The 15,976-nt window shown below is 66.3% G+C and carries 16 protein-coding genes; 5 read left to right on the top strand and 11 right to left on the bottom strand.

Annotated features, from left to right (window positions below; all coding sequences use genetic code 11):
- Window positions 1-278 precede the first annotated feature (278 nt).
- Window positions 279-662: a GtrA family protein gene (locus AC5P5R_RS09375; protein ID WP_043035645.1), complete on the bottom strand. Its 384-nt coding sequence runs from the start codon at window positions 660-662 to the stop codon at window positions 279-281.
- Window positions 663-746: 84 nt separating this feature from the next.
- Here AC5P5R_RS09375 and glmU point away from each other — a divergent pair, with 84 nt between their 5' ends.
- Both glmU and AC5P5R_RS09385 read left to right on the top strand, forming a co-directional pair.
- Window positions 747-2,114: a bifunctional UDP-N-acetylglucosamine diphosphorylase/glucosamine-1-phosphate N-acetyltransferase GlmU gene (gene glmU / locus AC5P5R_RS09380; RefSeq protein WP_012481318.1), complete on the top strand. Its 1,368-nt coding sequence runs from the start codon at window positions 747-749 to the stop codon at window positions 2,112-2,114.
- Window positions 2,083-2,616: a GNAT family N-acetyltransferase gene (locus tag AC5P5R_RS09385; protein ID WP_012481317.1), complete on the top strand. Its 534-nt coding sequence runs from the start codon at window positions 2,083-2,085 to the stop codon at window positions 2,614-2,616. The genes glmU and AC5P5R_RS09385 overlap by 32 nt, the downstream gene beginning before the upstream one ends.
- Window positions 2,617-2,672: 56 nt before the next feature.
- Here the strand turns inward: AC5P5R_RS09385 and AC5P5R_RS09390 are convergent, their stop codons facing one another.
- From AC5P5R_RS09390 to AC5P5R_RS09420, 7 genes are all read right to left on the bottom strand, one after another.
- Window positions 2,673-4,025, bottom strand: coding sequence for a sensor histidine kinase (locus AC5P5R_RS09390; RefSeq protein WP_005414539.1), 1,353 nt, complete (start codon window positions 4,023-4,025; stop codon window positions 2,673-2,675).
- Window positions 4,022-5,368, bottom strand: a complete 1,347-nt coding sequence (locus tag AC5P5R_RS09395; RefSeq protein ID WP_043035649.1) for a sigma-54-dependent transcriptional regulator — start codon at window positions 5,366-5,368, stop codon at window positions 4,022-4,024. Before AC5P5R_RS09395 ends, AC5P5R_RS09390 begins: the two co-directional genes overlap by 4 nt.
- 123 nt (window positions 5,369-5,491) lie before the next feature.
- The gene (locus tag AC5P5R_RS09400; protein ID WP_024957071.1) at window positions 5,492-5,869 is read right to left on the bottom strand and encodes a PDZ domain-containing protein; all 378 of its coding nucleotides are present in this window, start codon (window positions 5,867-5,869) and stop codon (window positions 5,492-5,494) included.
- A 16-nt stretch (window positions 5,870-5,885) separates the two neighbouring features.
- A complete protein-coding gene (locus tag AC5P5R_RS09405) occupies window positions 5,886-7,103 on the bottom strand; it encodes an ABC transporter permease (protein ID WP_100438904.1) in 1,218 nt (405 codons plus the stop codon).
- A 20-nt stretch (window positions 7,104-7,123) separates the two neighbouring features.
- On the bottom strand, window positions 7,124-8,422 hold the full coding sequence (locus AC5P5R_RS09410; protein WP_043035642.1) for an ABC transporter permease: 1,299 nt from the start codon (window positions 8,420-8,422) through the stop codon (window positions 7,124-7,126).
- 10 nt (window positions 8,423-8,432) lie between these two features.
- Window positions 8,433-9,158: an ABC transporter ATP-binding protein gene (locus AC5P5R_RS09415; RefSeq protein WP_005411118.1), complete on the bottom strand. Its 726-nt coding sequence runs from the start codon at window positions 9,156-9,158 to the stop codon at window positions 8,433-8,435.
- Window positions 9,159-9,193: 35 nt separating this feature from the next.
- Entirely contained in the window at window positions 9,194-10,471 is a 1,278-nt protein-coding gene (locus tag AC5P5R_RS09420; protein ID WP_005414536.1) for an efflux RND transporter periplasmic adaptor subunit, read from the bottom strand.
- A 203-nt stretch (window positions 10,472-10,674) separates the two neighbouring features.
- Between AC5P5R_RS09420 and glmS the strand changes: the two genes are divergently transcribed.
- Together glmS and AC5P5R_RS09430 are read left to right on the top strand one after the other, a co-directional pair.
- Window positions 10,675-12,513 (top strand): glutamine--fructose-6-phosphate transaminase (isomerizing), encoded by a 1,839-nt coding sequence (glmS, locus tag AC5P5R_RS09425; RefSeq protein ID WP_005414535.1) that lies wholly within the window; start codon window positions 10,675-10,677, stop codon window positions 12,511-12,513.
- A 446-nt stretch (window positions 12,514-12,959) separates the two neighbouring features.
- A complete protein-coding gene (locus AC5P5R_RS09430) occupies window positions 12,960-13,391 on the top strand; it encodes a CBS domain-containing protein (protein WP_012481312.1) in 432 nt (143 codons plus the stop codon).
- A gap of 67 nt (window positions 13,392-13,458) precedes the next feature.
- On the opposite strand, the gene AC5P5R_RS09435 is transcribed toward AC5P5R_RS09430, so the two are convergent.
- Window positions 13,459-13,887 (bottom strand): VOC family protein, encoded by a 429-nt coding sequence (locus AC5P5R_RS09435; RefSeq protein ID WP_005414534.1) that lies wholly within the window; start codon window positions 13,885-13,887, stop codon window positions 13,459-13,461.
- Between the two features lie 94 nt (window positions 13,888-13,981).
- The gene (gene gloA / locus AC5P5R_RS09440; protein ID WP_076739611.1) at window positions 13,982-14,500 is read right to left on the bottom strand and encodes a lactoylglutathione lyase; all 519 of its coding nucleotides are present in this window, start codon (window positions 14,498-14,500) and stop codon (window positions 13,982-13,984) included.
- Between the two features lie 125 nt (window positions 14,501-14,625).
- On the opposite strand from gloA, the gene AC5P5R_RS09445 reads away from it, so the two are divergent.
- A complete protein-coding gene (locus tag AC5P5R_RS09445; protein ID WP_076739610.1) occupies window positions 14,626-15,738 on the top strand; it encodes a PLP-dependent cysteine synthase family protein in 1,113 nt (370 codons plus the stop codon).
- Between the two features lie 104 nt (window positions 15,739-15,842).
- Here AC5P5R_RS09445 and AC5P5R_RS09450 read toward each other — a convergent pair.
- Window positions 15,843-15,976 (bottom strand): integrase core domain-containing protein (locus AC5P5R_RS09450; RefSeq protein WP_139338732.1); only part of this gene is annotated, 134 nt, incomplete at its 5' end.

The following is a 15,976-nucleotide window of genomic DNA, read 5'->3' on the forward strand; positions in this document are numbered from 1 at the left end:
TGGGTAGAGTCGACCGGGTGGATTCGACTGGGTAGAGTCGACTGTTAGTCGACTGCTCTACGTTCAGGCCGCGAAAATCCCGCGCTGCGAGCGTTAGTCGACTACCAGTCGACTCTACCAGTCCCGGTCCCCAGTCCCGGTCCCCAGTCCCGGTCCCCAGTCCCGATCCCGATCCCGATCACCGATCCCGGTCCCCGATCCCGATCCCGGTCCCGGTCCCGGTCCCGGTCCCGGTCCCGGTCCCGGTCCCCGATCCCGATCCCGATCCTGGTGCCGTCTCAGCGATACACCACGTACCGCATCAGCAGGAACGACACACACGCCAGGCCGCCTTCCACCAGCGGTTTGGCCAGCCAGGTGTACTGCAGGCCCAGCGCGTGGTCCACCAGGCTCACCAGCAATGTGCTCGCCACGGTGAGCAGCAGCCATAGGCCGAAGAAGCGTGCAAATCGCTTCCATCCCAGCTTGCGGGTGCCGGCCTCGGCGAAGGTGTAGCGGCCGTTGAGCCAGAAGCCCAGCAGCATGCCGGCCAGGCGCCCGGCGATGTTGGCCGGCGCCACGGGCATGCCGAGCGCGGTGGTGACCACGAACACGAGCCAGTCGAGCAGCAGCTGCACGAGCCCGATGAAGAGGTAGGCGCTTCCCTGGCGGACGAGGCTCATCGGCATGGCGAAGGGAGGAGGGATGCCCATGTTAACGGCGCACGCTCTAGAATCACCGGCAACGAACCACGGACCGCCGTTCCCATGACCCAACCCCTGCACGTCATCATCCTCGCCGCCGGCGCAGGCAAGCGCATGAAGTCGGTGCTGCCGAAGGTGCTGCAGCCGATCGCGGGCCAGCCGATGCTGGCGCACGTGATCGACGCGGCCCGTGAGCTCCAGCCGGCGGCGATCCACGTGGTCCATGGCCATGGCGGCGAGGCGGTGCGCCAGTACTTCGCCGGCCAGCCCGACCTGCAATGGGCCGAGCAGGCACAGCAGCTCGGCACCGGCCACGCGGTAGCGCAGGCGATGCCCCAGGTTCCCGACCTGGCGCAGGTGCTGGTCCTGTACGGCGACGTGCCGCTGATCCGTGCGCAGACCCTGCGCGACCTGCTCGCACAGCCGGGCCGGCTGGCGGTACTGGTGGCCGATGTCGATGACCCGACCGGATATGGCCGCGTGCTGCGCGATGCCGAGGGCAAGGTTGGCGCGATCATCGAGCAGAAGGACGCCACCGATGACCAGCTGCGCGTGCGCACGATCAATACCGGCATCATCGCCGCCGAATCGACTGCGCTGCGCCGGTGGCTGTCGCAGCTTTCCAACAGCAATGCACAGGGCGAGTACTACCTCACCGATGTCTTTGCGTTTGCCGCCCATGAATACACGCCGGCCGAAATGGCGCTGGTGGCCGACGCGCAGGAGGCCGAAGGGGCAAACGACCCCTGGCAGCTTTCGCAGCTGGAGCGTGCCTGGCAGCGTCGTGCGGTGCGGGCCCTGTGCGCACAGGGGGCGCGCGTGCGCGATCCCGCCCGGCTCGACATCCGCGGCACTGTCACCGTGGGCAGCGACGTGCTGATCGACGTCGATGTCGTGCTCGAGGGCAAGGTGGTGCTCGGCGACGGCGTCACCGTCGGTCCGTTCAACCGTTTGAAGGACGTCAACCTTGGGCCGGGCACCGACGTGCGTGCGCACTGCGATCTGGAGGGCGTGGTTACCGAGGGCGCCGCGCAGATCGGCCCGTTCGCGCGCCTGCGACCGGGCACCGTGCTGGCCGATGGCGTGCACGTCGGCAACTTCGTCGAGACCAAGAAGGTCACGCTGGGTGTGGGCAGCAAGGCCAATCACCTCACCTACCTGGGCGATGCGGTGATCGGCAGCAAGGTGAACATCGGCGCTGGCACCATCACCTGCAACTACGATGGCGTGAACAAGTCGACCACCACCATCGGCGACAACGCGTTCATCGGCTCCAACAGTTCGCTGGTGGCACCGGTGACCATTGGCGACGGCGCGACCATTGCCGCCGGTTCGGTCATCACCCGCAACGCGCCGGACGGCAAGCTGACACTGGCGCGTGCCCGACAGGAAACCATCGATGGCTGGAAGCGCCCGCTCAAGAAGTCCTGAGCCCCGTGTTCCCCGCGCCGATGAACTCGGTGTGCTGCCCGGCATCGAGCAGCGCGCCGGCGAGGTGTTGAGGGGCCATGAGGCCTATCCGGTGTTCGCCGGGCATGGCCTGGACCTGCCGACACTACAGGATGGCCTTGAACGCGGGCAGCTGTGGGTGGTGGATGCGGCAGACGGTGGCATCGCCGGCTATCTGCTTGCCGGCGAACTGGCAGGTGAGTTCCACGTGCTGCAGATGGATGTGGATCCTGCACACGCGCGGCAAGGTCATGGGCGCACGTTGTTGCGCCATGCATTGGTACAGGCCCGGGCGAAAGGCTATCGCTCGGCCGTGCTGACCACGTTGTCCGACGTGCCGTGGAATGCGGCCTTCTATGCCAGTGAAGGGTTCGTCGCCGCACCGGAGGCGGAGTGGGGTGCAGGGCTGCAGGCGGTGATGGCCGAAGAGGCCGCGCTGGGGTTTCCGATGCATCTACGCGTGGCGATGCGGCAGGCCTGGTAGGTACCGACCTCGGTCGGCATATCCACGCATCGCGTGGATCTACCCGATCGGTCCGCTCAACCCACCGGCAGCAGGATCGACACGCACAACCCGCCATCGCCGCGGTTCTGCAGTGACACCCGTCCGCCGTGGGCCTCCACGATCTCCCGCGTCAGCGCCAGCCCCAGCCCGGTGCCATTGCGCTTGGTCGAATAGAACGGCATCAGTGCGTTCTGCAGCACCTGCTCGTTCATGCCCTTGCCGCGGTCAAGCACGTCCAGGCGCAGCCACTGCGGCAGCCGGGTCAGCTGTACCTGCACATCGTCGTTGGGCGGCTCGGCTTCAGCGCAGGCTTCGTGCGCATTCTTCAGCAGGTTCAACAACGCCTGCCCGAACTGCGCGATGTCGATGCGGCTGCTCAGCTCCTCGTCCGGCTCACGTTCCATGCCGAACGGGATCTGCTGGCGCAGGCTGGACAGGAACGGCGCCCAGTGCACGGTCTGCAGCTGCGGCTGTGGCAGCTTGGCAAAGCGCGCATAGCCACGGATGAAGCCTTCCAGGTGGCGTGCGCGGTCCTCGATGGTGGTGAAGATCTCGGGCAGCCGGTCAAAGCGCTCACGCTGCACCAGCACGCCGCCGGAATGGGCGAGCGAAGCAATCGGCGCCAGTGAGTTGTTGAGCTCGTGGCTGATCACCCGGATCACCTTCTTCCAGGTCTGCACTTCCTGGCGGCGCAGCTCGGCGGTCAACAGGCGCACCAGCAGCAGGTCGTGCGGACGACCGTTGAGCTGGAAGGCACGCCGCGAGAGGTGATAGACCTGCTCGTCATCCTCATCGCCGTCCTCCCCCTCGGCGTGCACCGCGAACAGGCTGTCACCGCCACGGGCGATGGCATCGCGCAGTTCCACCGGCACCTGTTCCAGCACGTCTTCCAGGCGCTGGCCTTCCAGCTTCCAACCGCCGTGCAGCAGCTTGCGCGCGGCCAGGTTGGAGAACACCACGCGGGCGATGCCATCACCGCCGGAGGCGATCAACAGCATCGCAACCGGCGTATTCTGCACCATGGTGTCCAGCAGCAGCTCACGTTGCACCAGGCCCTGCCGCTGCTCACGCAGTACATCACCCAGCTCCCGGTGTGCCTGCACCAGGTCGCCGAGCTCGTCATTGCCGGGCCAGTGCACGCCGAAGTTGTATTCGCCGTCGCGATAGCTGCTGGTGGTGCCCGCCAGGGCCCGCATCAGTGACCGCACCGGGGCGGTGGCCCGACGCAGCGTCCACCACATCAGCGACAGCAGGATCAGCGCCGACACCGTGGTCACCACCCAGCCATGGTCCATCCAGTAGGCCAGCAGCCACGGCAGTGCCGCAGCCAGTGCCAGCACCGGCAGCAGGCGCAGGAACAGGCGGAAAGTGAACGAGCGCCGCTTCATTCGCGTGGAATACCGTGGCGGTCCATGCGCCGGTACAGCGCCTGGCGGCTCAGGCCGAGCTCGGCGGCAGCCTGGGCGATGACGCCATGGTTGCGCGCCAGCACATCCTCGATGCGTGTGCGGTCGGGATCATTGCCTGCGCTGGGTGCCGGTCGTGGTACGACGGCTGCGCGCGGCAGGTTGAGATCGGCCACTTCGATGCGGTTGCCGGTGGCCAGCAGTTCGGCACGCTGGATCACGTTGCGCAGCTCGCGCACGTTGCCTGGCCAGGGGTGCCGCTGCAGTGCTGCGGTGGCGGCGCTGGACAGCGGCTTGCCAGCGGTCAGGAATCGCTCGGCCAGCGGCACGATGTCGCCCGGGCGTTCGGCCAGCGGCGGCAGCACCAGTTCCACCGTGTTGAGGCGGTAATAGAGATCTTCGCGGAAGGTACCCTCGCGGATCATCGCCGGCAGGTCGGCATTGGTCGCGCTGACCACGCGGACCTTGACCTGGCGCTCGCGGTTGGAACCCAGGCGCTCGAAGCGGCCGGTTTCCAGCACGCGCAGCAGCTTCATCTGCCCGCCGAGCGACAGGTTGCCGATCTCATCCAGGAACAGGGTGCCACCATCGGCGGCCTCGAACTTGCCTTCGCGCGCCTTGTTGGCGCCGGTATACGCACCGGCCTCGGCACCGAACAGTTCGGCTTCGATCAGTTCCGAGGGCAACGCGCCACAGTTGACCGCCACGAACGGGCCCTTGGCCACCAGCGAATTGGCCTGGATGATCTGCGCGATCTTCTCCTTGCCGGCACCGTTCGCGCCGGTGATCAGTACCGGCAGTTCCGAGCGTGCGACCTGGCAGGCGAGGGCGATGACGCGCTCGCTGGCGGGGTCGGCGAAGACCGCGCCGCACAGGTCGTACTTCTCTTCCAGCGCGTTGCGCTGGTGCAGTTCACGGCTGCGGCGCCGGTCCAGTTCGCGGCGTGCCTCGGACAGTTCCAGCAGGTTGTTGACCGTGGTCATCAGCTTGCGGTCGTCCCAGGGCTTGGCCAGGTAGTCGGCCGCACCGGCCTTGACCAGGTCCACTGCACTGCTCAGGTGGGTCCAGGCGGTCAGCAGGATCACCGGCAGGTCCGGATGGCGCGCACGGATCTGCGCGAACAACGCTTCGCCCTCCTCACCGGAGGTGGTGTCCTCGCTGAAGTTCATGTCCTGGATCACCAGATCGACCGGCTGCGACTCGAGCAGGGCCAGCCCATCGGCGGGCGTGTGCGCCTGCAGGGTGTCGATGTCGTGCAGGGAGAACAGCACGTCCAGCGCAGTACCCACGCTGGCGTTGTCGTCGATGATCAGGATCGCAGGCATCAAGCGGTTCTGCAGAAAGGGATGGGCGGCGCCGATGGAGCCGTTCGTGTCCACGCACCGGGAGAGCCCGGCGCCACCCATCAAGCATAGCCAAACCTGTGGCCGTGCAGGAGCGGATGATGCTCAGCGCCCGGGTGGGGCTGGCGGAGGTGGTGGCGCGGGTGGTGGCGGGACCTCCAATGCCTGTCGCCACGCAGCGGCGTTGACCGCCACCGTCAGTTCGCGCTTGTCGCGGCGCAGCAACAGATAGGCGCTGGCCGCGTGGGAATGGCGCAGTGCCTCGGCCAGATGTTCAACCCGGCGCACCGCCGTGTCGTCCACGCGGAGGATGCGATCGCCACTGCGCACGCCGAAGCGCACTTCCGGGCTGGCGGCCTCCACATGCACCTGGCCTTCGGTCGAGCGCAGCGACAGCCGCGCTCCATCGCGGCGCCATTCCAGCGTCTGTGCGCTGCCACCACCGGCCAGCGCCGGCAGGGGCAGGAGCAGCATCAGGCACATCGCGCAGGCACGCATCTCACGCGCCCCGCGTGGCGACCGCAGGCTGTACCGCCGCCGCACGCCGTGCCGGACCGAACACCGCAATCTGGCCCAGTATCCACAGCAGCAGCGCACCCAGCGGCAGGTAGTACAGCGGCATGCGCGGCAGCTCGTACAGGTTCATCAGGGCCAGGTTGATCGCGTACGCGGCCAGCATGCCCAGCACGATGCCCAGCGAGGCCAGCAGGAAGTTCTCGGTCTGGAAGTAGCGCAGGATCTGCCCGCGGGTGGCGCCCAGCGCACGGCGGATGCCGATCTGCTTGCTGCGCTGCTGCACCCAGAAGCTGGCCAGGCCGATGATGCCCAGCGCGGTGACCACCAGCAGCGAGATGCTGACGGTGATCAGCAGGCCGACCATCGCGCGGTCGTTCTTGAAGAAGTCCTTGCGCTGGTCTTCATAGGTCAGCTTGTCGCGCATCAGGCGGTTGGGGTCATTGCGCTCCAGCGCGGCGGCACCGGCATCGAGCACCTCCTGGCGGCGTTCCGGCGAAGTGCGCAACACGTACGTGCCCCCCTTGTCGAAGCTGACCCGGATCGGCAGCAGCATCGAGTTGGTCCAGTTGTCATTCCAGCCATTGGGTGTGCTGAGCGTGTCTACGATGCCGACCACATGCAGCGACTGCTTGCCCATGTAGTAGGTCTTGCCCAGGGCGCTGCCGTTGGGCTCCATCTTGGCGGCGGTGGCCTGGGTGAGGATGACCGGGATGGCCTTTTCCTTGGCGCCACCCTTGCTGACGTCTTCGAAGTTCTGGTACTCGTCGGGCAGGAAATCGCGGCCGGCGATCAGATTGATGCCCATCGTGCCCAGCCCGTTCTCGGACAGGGTGTACATCGAAGCGTTGGTGGTCGGCCGTTCCTGGTCGATCACCCGCGAGATGCTGCTGCTGGAGGAGCCGTTGCGGAAGGGAACCTGGTTGATGATGGTGACGTTGCTGACGCCGGGAATCGCGCGCAGCGATGCCAGGTCCTCGCGGGTGCGGGACATGGCGTCGGTCTGCTTGCCGATGCCGCTGACGCGCAGCATCACCAGTTCGCTCTCGGCGATACCGCTGGGCATGCTGATTTTCTCCACGCGCTGGCTGACCAGGAACAGCGCGTTGCAGACGATGGCGCAGGTCAGTGCGACTTCCAGCACGATCAGAGCGGCAGCGGTCTTGTGCCGGCGCAGTGTGCTGAGGATGGGGCGGATGTCCATGGGAGTCCTCGTTCAGGTGCTTACTGCGACTTGAGCTGGATGGCCGGGGTGACCTGCATCGCGCGCCAGGCGGGCAGGAATCCGGCGGCGAGGCTGGCGAACAGGGTCAGGCCCAGCGCGAGCAGCAGCATGTTGCCGTCCAGGTGGGCCAGCTTTGCGTATTCCACCGGCTGCTGGCGCACCGCGAACAGGCCAAGCAGGGCCAGGCCGATACCCAGCACGCCACCGACCACGCCCACCGCGCCGGCTTCCACCAGGCACTGCAGGAAGATCTGGCCACGGCTGGCACCGAGTGCACGGCGCACGCCGATCTCACCACTGCGGCGCAGGAACTTGGCCAGCAGCAGGCCTACCGTGTTGACCAGGCAGACACCGAGGAAGCCCAGCGCCAGCCACAGCTGCAGGCGCACGTCGCTGGGCACGGCACCATTGAAGTCCAGCCATTCCATCACGGTGCGCAGGCGCACGTTCGGTGGGTGCTTGAAGCGGCCTGCCTCGCGCTGCTGGGTCGAATAGTTCTCCAGGTAGCGGCGGTAGTCGCCGGCCTTGGCCGGGTCCATTTCCACCCAGTACTGCAGCCACGCGCACGGTGCATTGAGCGAGTAGCTGTTGCCGTCCGGGTTTTCGCCGAAGCAGTTCATGTTGCCGTTGTTGCCGAGCTTCAGGTCGAACGAGGTGGAGATCGGCAGCAGCAGGTCTTCGTTCTTGCCGTAGCTGCCGGTGGTCAGGTCGTAGAAGTGCGGCTCCGGGCTCCATTCCTTCATCACGCCGACGATGCGGTAACTCTGGCCTTCCATGCGCAGGTCGCGGCCCACGCTGTTGGCGCCCTGGTACAGCTTGTCGTTGAGCGCCTTGGAGATGACCACCACGCGTGCGCGGCCTTCATCGTCCTCGCGCGTCCAGGGGCGGCCGTACTGCATGGGCACCTCGAACATCGGGAAGAAATCGGCCGAGGTCCAGCGGGTGTCGATGCTGAAGGGCTTGAGCGTGCTGTTGTCCGGTTCGATGGTGCCGCCGCCGCCGCTCATCAGCGCCTGGCGCTCGCCCTTGGCCTCGCGCAGCAGCGCTTCACCGTCGAAGCGGGTCAGCTGGGTTTCCGGTTCCTCGCCGGCGACATAGGCGCCGGTCGCGGCATCGAGCTGCACGTAGAACAGGCGGTCACTCTTGCCCGGAATCGGGTCGCCGGACAGCACGTGGAATACGGTCAACGTGGTCATCGAGGCGCCGATGCCGAGCGCGATGGCGATCACCATCAGCGCGGTCAGGACCTTGTTGCGGCGGAAACTGCGCGCCGCCAATCGGGCGTAGTAGGCGAACATGGTCGGGCCCTCACTCGTTGACGGCGACGATGTGGCGCAACGGCGTGGCCAGCACCGGCTCGCGCACCAGGTCGGTCACCTGGCCATCGACGATGTGCACGTTGCGCTGCGCACGCGCGGCCAGTTCCGGGTCGTGGGTGACCATCACGATGGTGGTGCCGGCGGCGTTGATCTCCTCCAGCAGCTCCATCACGCCCCGGGCCATCTGCGTATCCAGATTGCCGGTCGGTTCGTCGGCCAGCAGCAGGCGCGGGCTGCCGGCCAGCGCACGCGCGATGGCCGCGCGCTGCTGCTGGCCACCCGACAGTTCATTCGGATAGTGCTTCATGCGCGAGCCCAGGCCGACCTGGGTCAGTGCCTTCTCGATGCGTTCGCGGCGCTCGTTGGCGCTCATCCTGCGATAGCGCAGCGGAACGTCGACGTTGTCGAACAGGTTCAGGTCGGGGATCAGGTTGAAGCCCTGGAAGATGAAGCCGATCTTCTGGTTGCGCAGGCGGCTGCGGGCGTCGTCGCCCAGCGTGCTCACGTCCTGGCCGTCCAGCATGTAGGTACCGCTGGTGAAGGTTTCCAGCAGGCCGGCGATGTTGAGGAAGGTGGTCTTGCCGGAGCCGGACGGGCCGGTGACCGCGACGAACTCACCTTCCTTGACCTGCAGTTCCAGCGAGCGCAGTGCGTGGGTTTCCACCTGTTCGGTGCGGAAGACCTTGGCGACCGAACGCATTTCGAGCATGTACATGGGGTGTCCTCTCTCCAGGATTCAGGTATCAGGTATCAGTTGACGGAGACGCGTTCGGCGTCCTTGAACAGGTCGCTGCCGGAGACCACGATGCGGTCGCCCGGCTGCACACCCGACTTGATTTCCACTTCGCCCAGGCTGCTGACGCCCAGTTCCACCGGACGGCGCACGGCGGTGCGGCCATCCATCACGTAGGCCATGCCATTGCCCTGTTCGACGAACGGGCCGCGCTCGACCTTGAGCACGTTCCTGCGGGTATCGAGCAGCACGCGCACCGACATCCGCTGGCTCTGGCGCAGGCCTTCCGGCTGCGCGCTGGCAAAGCGCACGCGGGCATTGACCTCGCCGTTGACCACTTCCGGCGACACCGCGCTGATCTCACCCGGGAACGGCTGGCCGTTGCCACCGGTCAGCTGTGCCGGCATGCCGATCGCCAGGTCGCGGGCGAAGCTCTCCGGCACCTTGATCTCGACTTCGAACTTGGACAGGTCGACCACGCCCAGCACCGGGGCATTGGCGGCCAGGTTGGTGGACTGCACCGCCTGCACCTGGCCGACCTGGCCATCGAACGGGGCACGCAGCGTCAGCGCATCGACCTGGCGCTGTACTTCGGCCACCACCGCCTTCTGGCGATCGGCCAGCAGGCGCTTGTTGCGGGCATCCAGATCCGCGCCCTGGCTCTGCAGGCGGGCATCGGTGGTGGCGTTGGCCAGGGTGATGTCGGCCTTCTTCAGCGAGTCCTTGGCCTTGGCCAGGTCGATCTGCGGCACCGCCCCGCCGTCGTAGCCGCGCTGGTAGCGCTGCAGGTCGCGGTCGGCGGCCTGCCGTTCGATGGTGGCCTGGTCGGTTTCCTTGCGCGACTTGGCGCGGGCCAGGGTGGCGTCCAGCGCGGCACGGCTGGCCTCGGCCTCCAGGCCGGCCAGGGTGGCCTGTTCCTGGGCCAGCTTGCTGCGCAGTTCGGGGCTGTCGATGACCGCCAGCTCCTGCCCCTTCTTCACCACGTCACCGGCGACCACCTTCAGGTCCACGGTGCCCGCAGAGATGGCATACAGAACCGGGCTGTTGGCGGCGATCACGCGGCCGTCGGCGGCGATGTCACGGACCAGGTCGCCCCGCTTCACTTCGGCGATGCGCACGCGGCTGCTGTCGAAGGAGCGGCTGGCGTTGGACCAGGCGTGCACGGCCCAGCCGATGCCGGCGAGCAGGGCGATCGTGCCCAGCGCCGGCCAACGGTAACGGAGCCAGTTGGCGCGCGGAGCGCTGGCCGGAGCGGAGGAAACGATCTGGTCCTGGGCGGAAGTGTCGCGGATCATCGGGTGCGTGCCTGACGGTGGTAGCCAGTACCAAGCACGTAGCGTGCCAACTTTAATTCCTTATGGGTCAAGGGGTTGGGGCTTGATGTGAAGTGTCCGGGTGTCCGCGGACACCTTTCCGGACACTTTCATTAAGCGGACAGGAGGGGGAAGCCGGGCACGCAGGCTAGAATGCGACAATCGTCTTCAAGGAAACGCGTGACATGTGTGGAATCGTGGGTGCGATCGCTGATCGCGACGTAGTGCCGGTGCTGATCGAGGGTCTGAAGCGCCTTGAGTACCGTGGTTACGATTCCTCGGGTATCGCGGTGATCGACCATGCCGAGCGGTCGGAGGTGCGTCGCGTGCGTCGTACCGGCCGAGTGTCGGAAATGGCCACGGCGGCCGAGGCCGAGGGCTTCAACGCGGTGCTGGGCATCGGCCATACCCGCTGGGCCACCCACGGTGGTGTCACCGAGGCCAATGCGCATCCGCACATCAGCCAGGGCGTGGCGCTGGTGCACAACGGTATCATCGAGAACCACGAAGAGCAGCGCGAGAAGTTGCGCGCGCTGGGCTACACCTTCGAGTCGCAGACCGATACCGAAGTCATCGCACACCTGATCCACCACCACCTGAAGGATGGCGACGACCTGCTGGTGGCGCTGCAGCACACGGTGAAGGAACTGACCGGCGCCTACGCGCTGGCCGTGGTCAGCCGCGCCGAGCCGGAGCGCTTCGTCTGCGCGCGCATGGGCTGCCCGCTGCTGATCGGCCTGGGCGAGGGCGAGAACTTCGTTGCCTCCGACGTCTCGGCGGTGATCTCGGCCACCCGCAAGGTCATTTTCCTGGAAGAGGGCGATACCGCCGAGATCCGTCGCGATGGCGTGCGCATCTTCGACGAGCACGACCGGCCGATCGAGCGCGACGTGCATCTGTCCGATGTGTCGCTGGCATCGCTGGAGCTGGGCCCGTACCGCCACTTCATGCAGAAGGAGATCCACGAGCAGCCGCGCGCGCTGGGCGACACCATCGAGGCGGCGATCGACGCCGGTGGTTTCCCGGCCGGGCTGTTCGGCAAGAACGCCGAAGCGGTGCTGTCGGGCATCGAGGGTGTGCAGATCATCGCCTGCGGCACCAGCTACTACGCCGGCCTGACCGCGCGCTACTGGATCGAAGCCATCGCCGGCCTTCCGTGCAGCGTGGAGATCGCCAGCGAGTACCGCTATCGCGCGGCCTACGCGAACCCGAAGCATCTGATCGTCACCATCTCCCAGTCCGGCGAAACGCTGGATACGATGGAAGCGCTGAAGTACGCCAAGTCGCTCGGCCACAAGCACACGCTGTCGATCTGCAACGTGCCGGAAAGTGCGATTCCGCGCGCCAGCGAACTGGTGTGCTACACCCGTGCCGGTGCCGAGATCGGCGTGGCCTCGACCAAGGCCTTCACCACCCAGCTGGCGGCCCTGTTCCAGCTGACCGTGGTGCTGGGCAAGCTGCACGGCCGCATCGACGCGGCGCAGGAAGCGGACTACCTCGAGCAGCTGCGCTTCCTGCCGGGCAGCGTGCAGCACGCATTGAACATGGAGCCGCAGATCGCTGCGTGGGCCGAGCGTTTCGCACGCAAGAGCAGCGCGCTGTTCCTGGGCCGTGGCCTGCATTACCCGATCGCGCTGGAAGGCGCGCTCAAGCTCAAGGAAATCTCCTACATCCACGCCGAGGCCTACCCGGCAGGCGAGCTGAAGCATGGCCCGCTGGCGCTGGTGGACGAGGACATGCCGGTGGTGGTGATCGCGCCGAACGACAGCCTGCTGGAGAAGGTGAAGTCGAACATGCAGGAAGTGCGCGCGCGTGGCGGTGAACTGTTCGTGTTCGCCGACCAGGACAGCAACTTCAACGAGTCCGAAGGCGTGCACGTGATCCGTACGCCGCGTCATGCCGGCGTGCTCAGCCCGATCGTGCACACCATTCCGGTGCAGTTGCTGGCCTACCACACCGCGCTGGCGCGCGGCACCGACGTGGACAAGCCGCGCAACCTGGCCAAGAGCGTGACGGTGGAGTAACACCCGTCAGCTCGGTTGGAGGTTGCAAGCGAAGGGGGCCGTGTGGGCCCCCTTTCGTTTGTGCCGGTGGCAGCGGCAAGTGGGACAGCGACAGGGTGTTCTGTCCACCGTCGGCAGCAGGCAATCAATCTTTAACGCGTAGCATCGCGTGTATTCAGCGGCGGTTTCAGCCGCGGTGCCATTCTCTGGATCGTCGGTTGGTTCCCACGACGAACTGTCCTATCGATGCCGGTAGTGACCGATGGTCGCAGTCGTAGAATCGATTTGACCGAGGTCCGGGTTGAGCGGTTGAGCCCACCTCGTTCGCGTTGCAGCACGTCGTCTGCCGATCCGTTCCAAGCGGCAGCCGGGTGCGCCAGACGTGCGCTGAAAGGTCTGTTCCCGGGGAGGGGGCGTATCGGAAGAGCACACTTTTTGACTTCAGTGACCTGCACCAGGAAACAAGAATGAACGTCCGCGAACTCCTGCAATCCAAGAAAGAAGCTGTCATCACCATCGATGCCGAAGACACCATCGGTGCCGCCGCCCACAAGATGAGCGCGCACAGGATCGCTGCACTGGTGGTGATGAAGGACGATGCCCCGGTCGGCATCATTTCCGAGAAGGACATCGTGCGTACCCTGGCCGACGACGGCCCGCAGGCCGGCCGCCGGGTGATTTCCAGCCTGCCGTCCACCGGCCTGGAGGGCATCGCCCCGGAGGCCACCCTGAAGCAGGCCATGTCGTTGATGACGTACTCGCGGCGCCGTCATCTGATGGTCACCGAAGGCACTCGTCTGGTCGGCATCCTCAGCCTGGGCGACATCGTGAAGAACCTGCTGGGCGAGCTGGAGCTGGAAAAGGCCGTGCTGCAGGACATCTACATGGCCGCCCACTGAGGGCTGCAGCGCTGGAAGCAGAGAAGCCGGGCATTTCCCGGCTTCTTCGTTCACGGCATCGGTGAAATCAGAAAGTAACCTTCACCGAGTCGGCGCTGTAGTTGGCTGGGCCGTGGTAGACCACTTCGATGTTGTTGCCATCCGGGTCGAGCACGAACGCGCCGTAGTAGCCCGGGTGGTAAGGGCGTTCACCGGGCGCGCCGTTGTCGGTGCCGCCGGCGGCGATCGCGGCGGTATGGAAGGCATCGACGGTGGCGCTGTCGCGGGCCTGGAAGGCCAGATGGTGGCGGCCGGTCAGCTGGCCGGCGGCGGCCGTGCTGCTGGCGCTGGAAATGAACAGCTCATCGGCCCAGAAGTAGTCATCGCCTTCACCGGCGATTGGGATGCCGATCGTATCGAACACCGCCTGGTAGAAGCGGCGGCTGGCCGCCAGGTCGCGCACTACCAGCTGGATGTGGTCGATCAGGCGGCCGCGGTGCAGTTCCATCGTTTCCATACCAACCTCGCAGAAAAAGGGGACGGAGGGGATTAAGTCGCTTCCAGCCCAATAATGCCAGAAACGACTTAATCCCCTCCGTCCCCTTTTCGGGTCAGACGTTGGCGATGATCTCGACCCAGTAGCCGTCCGGATCCTTGATGAAGGCCAGGTTTTTCATGCGTCCGTCGGTCAGGCGCTTCTGGAAGGTCACGCCGAGGTCCTCGAAGCGCTGGCAGGCGGCCTCGATGTCCGGCACCGACACGCAGATGTGGCCGAAGCCGCGCGGGTCGCTGTTGCCGTCGTGGTAGACCGCGCCGTCCTGGGTTTCGGTGCCGTGGTTGTGGGTCAGTTCCAGCACGCCCGGCAGCCCGGCCATCCACAGGCGGCGGGCGTTGTCATCTTCCGGCACCGTGACGCCAGCGGGCACATAGGCCAGGAAGTACAGGCTGAACTGGGCCTCGGGGAAGTCGCGCTTGTCGATCAGCTGGTAGCCGAGCACGCGGGTGTAGAAGTCCAGCGAAGCGGTAATGTCCTTCACGCGAAGCATGGTGTGGTTGAACACGAAGCCGGTGGTTTCGGCCGGGGCCTGGGCGGCGACGCCGGGGACATCGCGCAGGGCGGGAATGGTCATGGGAGAGATCCTTCAGGCAGGGCCGTTGCCGGCCGGATGGTCCCATTCTAGCGACCGGCACCTGACCGCACCGCGACGTACAATGGCCGGATCGAACCGTTCCATCCTGACAACGATTGCCCGCCATGTCGCAGCGTGAATGGGTGGCCGCCGCCATCCGCAAGATCGAAGCCGATTTCAACCGCTCCGCCGATACCCACCTGATCCCGCTGGCACTGCCCGGGTTCGAGGGCATCGATGTGTACCTGAAGGATGAGTCGAGCCATCCCACCGGCAGCCTCAAGCACCGGCTGGCGCGCTCGCTGTTCCTGTATGCGCTGGCCAATGGCTGGTTGCGTGAAGGGCGTCCGGTGATCGAGGCCTCCAGCGGCTCGACCGCCGTCTCCGAAGCCTATTTCGCGCGCCTGCTCGGGTTGCCGTTCATCGCGGTGATTCCGGCCACGACCTCGCCGGAGAAGATTGCGGCGATCGAATTCCATGGCGGGCGCTGCCACCTGGTCGAGCGTGCCTGCGACCTCAACTGCGAATCGGAACGGCTGGCACGTGAAACCGGTGGCCACTTCATGGACCAGTTCACCTATGCCGAGCGCGCCACCGACTGGCGTGCCAACAACAACATCGCCGAATCCATCTTCAAGCAGATGGCCGAGGAGCCCAGCCCGATTCCGGAGTGGATCGTGTGCAGCCCGGGCACCGGCGGTACCGCAGCCACGCTGGGCCGCTATGTCAGCTACCGCCGGCATGACACCCGCATCCTGTGCGCGGACCCGGAAGTGTCGGTGTTCTTCGACGGCTACAAAGCCGCCGTGGCCGGCGAGCAGGATTGGCGCGGCCTGACCTGCAGCGGCGGCTCGCGCGTGGAAGGCATCGGCCGGCCGCGGGTAGAGGCGAGCTTCATCCCGACCAGCGTCGATGCGATGGTGAAGGTGCCCGATGCGCTGAGCCTGGCCGCGATGCGCCATGTCAGCCGCCAGCTGGGCCGCCGTGTCGGTGGTTCCACCGGCACCAACTTCATCGGTGTGCTGCAGGCTGCGCAGTGGATGCGCGAGGCGGGCCACCGCGGCAGCATCGTCAGCATCCTGTGCGACAGCGGCGAGCGCTATGCACAGAGCTATTACGACCCGTCGTGGTACGCGCGCCAGGGCATCGATGTCGACGGCGCCGATGCGCAACTGGCGGCGGCGGTGGCCGGGCAGGGACTGCCCGAATTGCCGTGGTGCAGCCTGGAAGCGTTGTAACGCGGCAACGCACGGCCGGCTGTGCGTCGGCTGGGGAGAGTCGACTGTTAGTCGACTGCTCCAGGTTCAGGTCGCGAAAATCCCGCGCTGCGCGCGAAAGTCGACTAACTGTGTAAACCCACCACGTTGTTCAGCAGGACTCTGGAAATAGGTGGCTGGCCACCGATCCCCATGTGAGGGCGGTGCCAGTTGTAGTGGTGCAGCCATTGGGTCAGCACGGAATTGCGCTGGTCCGAGG

It is taken from the genome of Stenotrophomonas sp. YJH_SMC_19 (assembly GCF_059367915.1).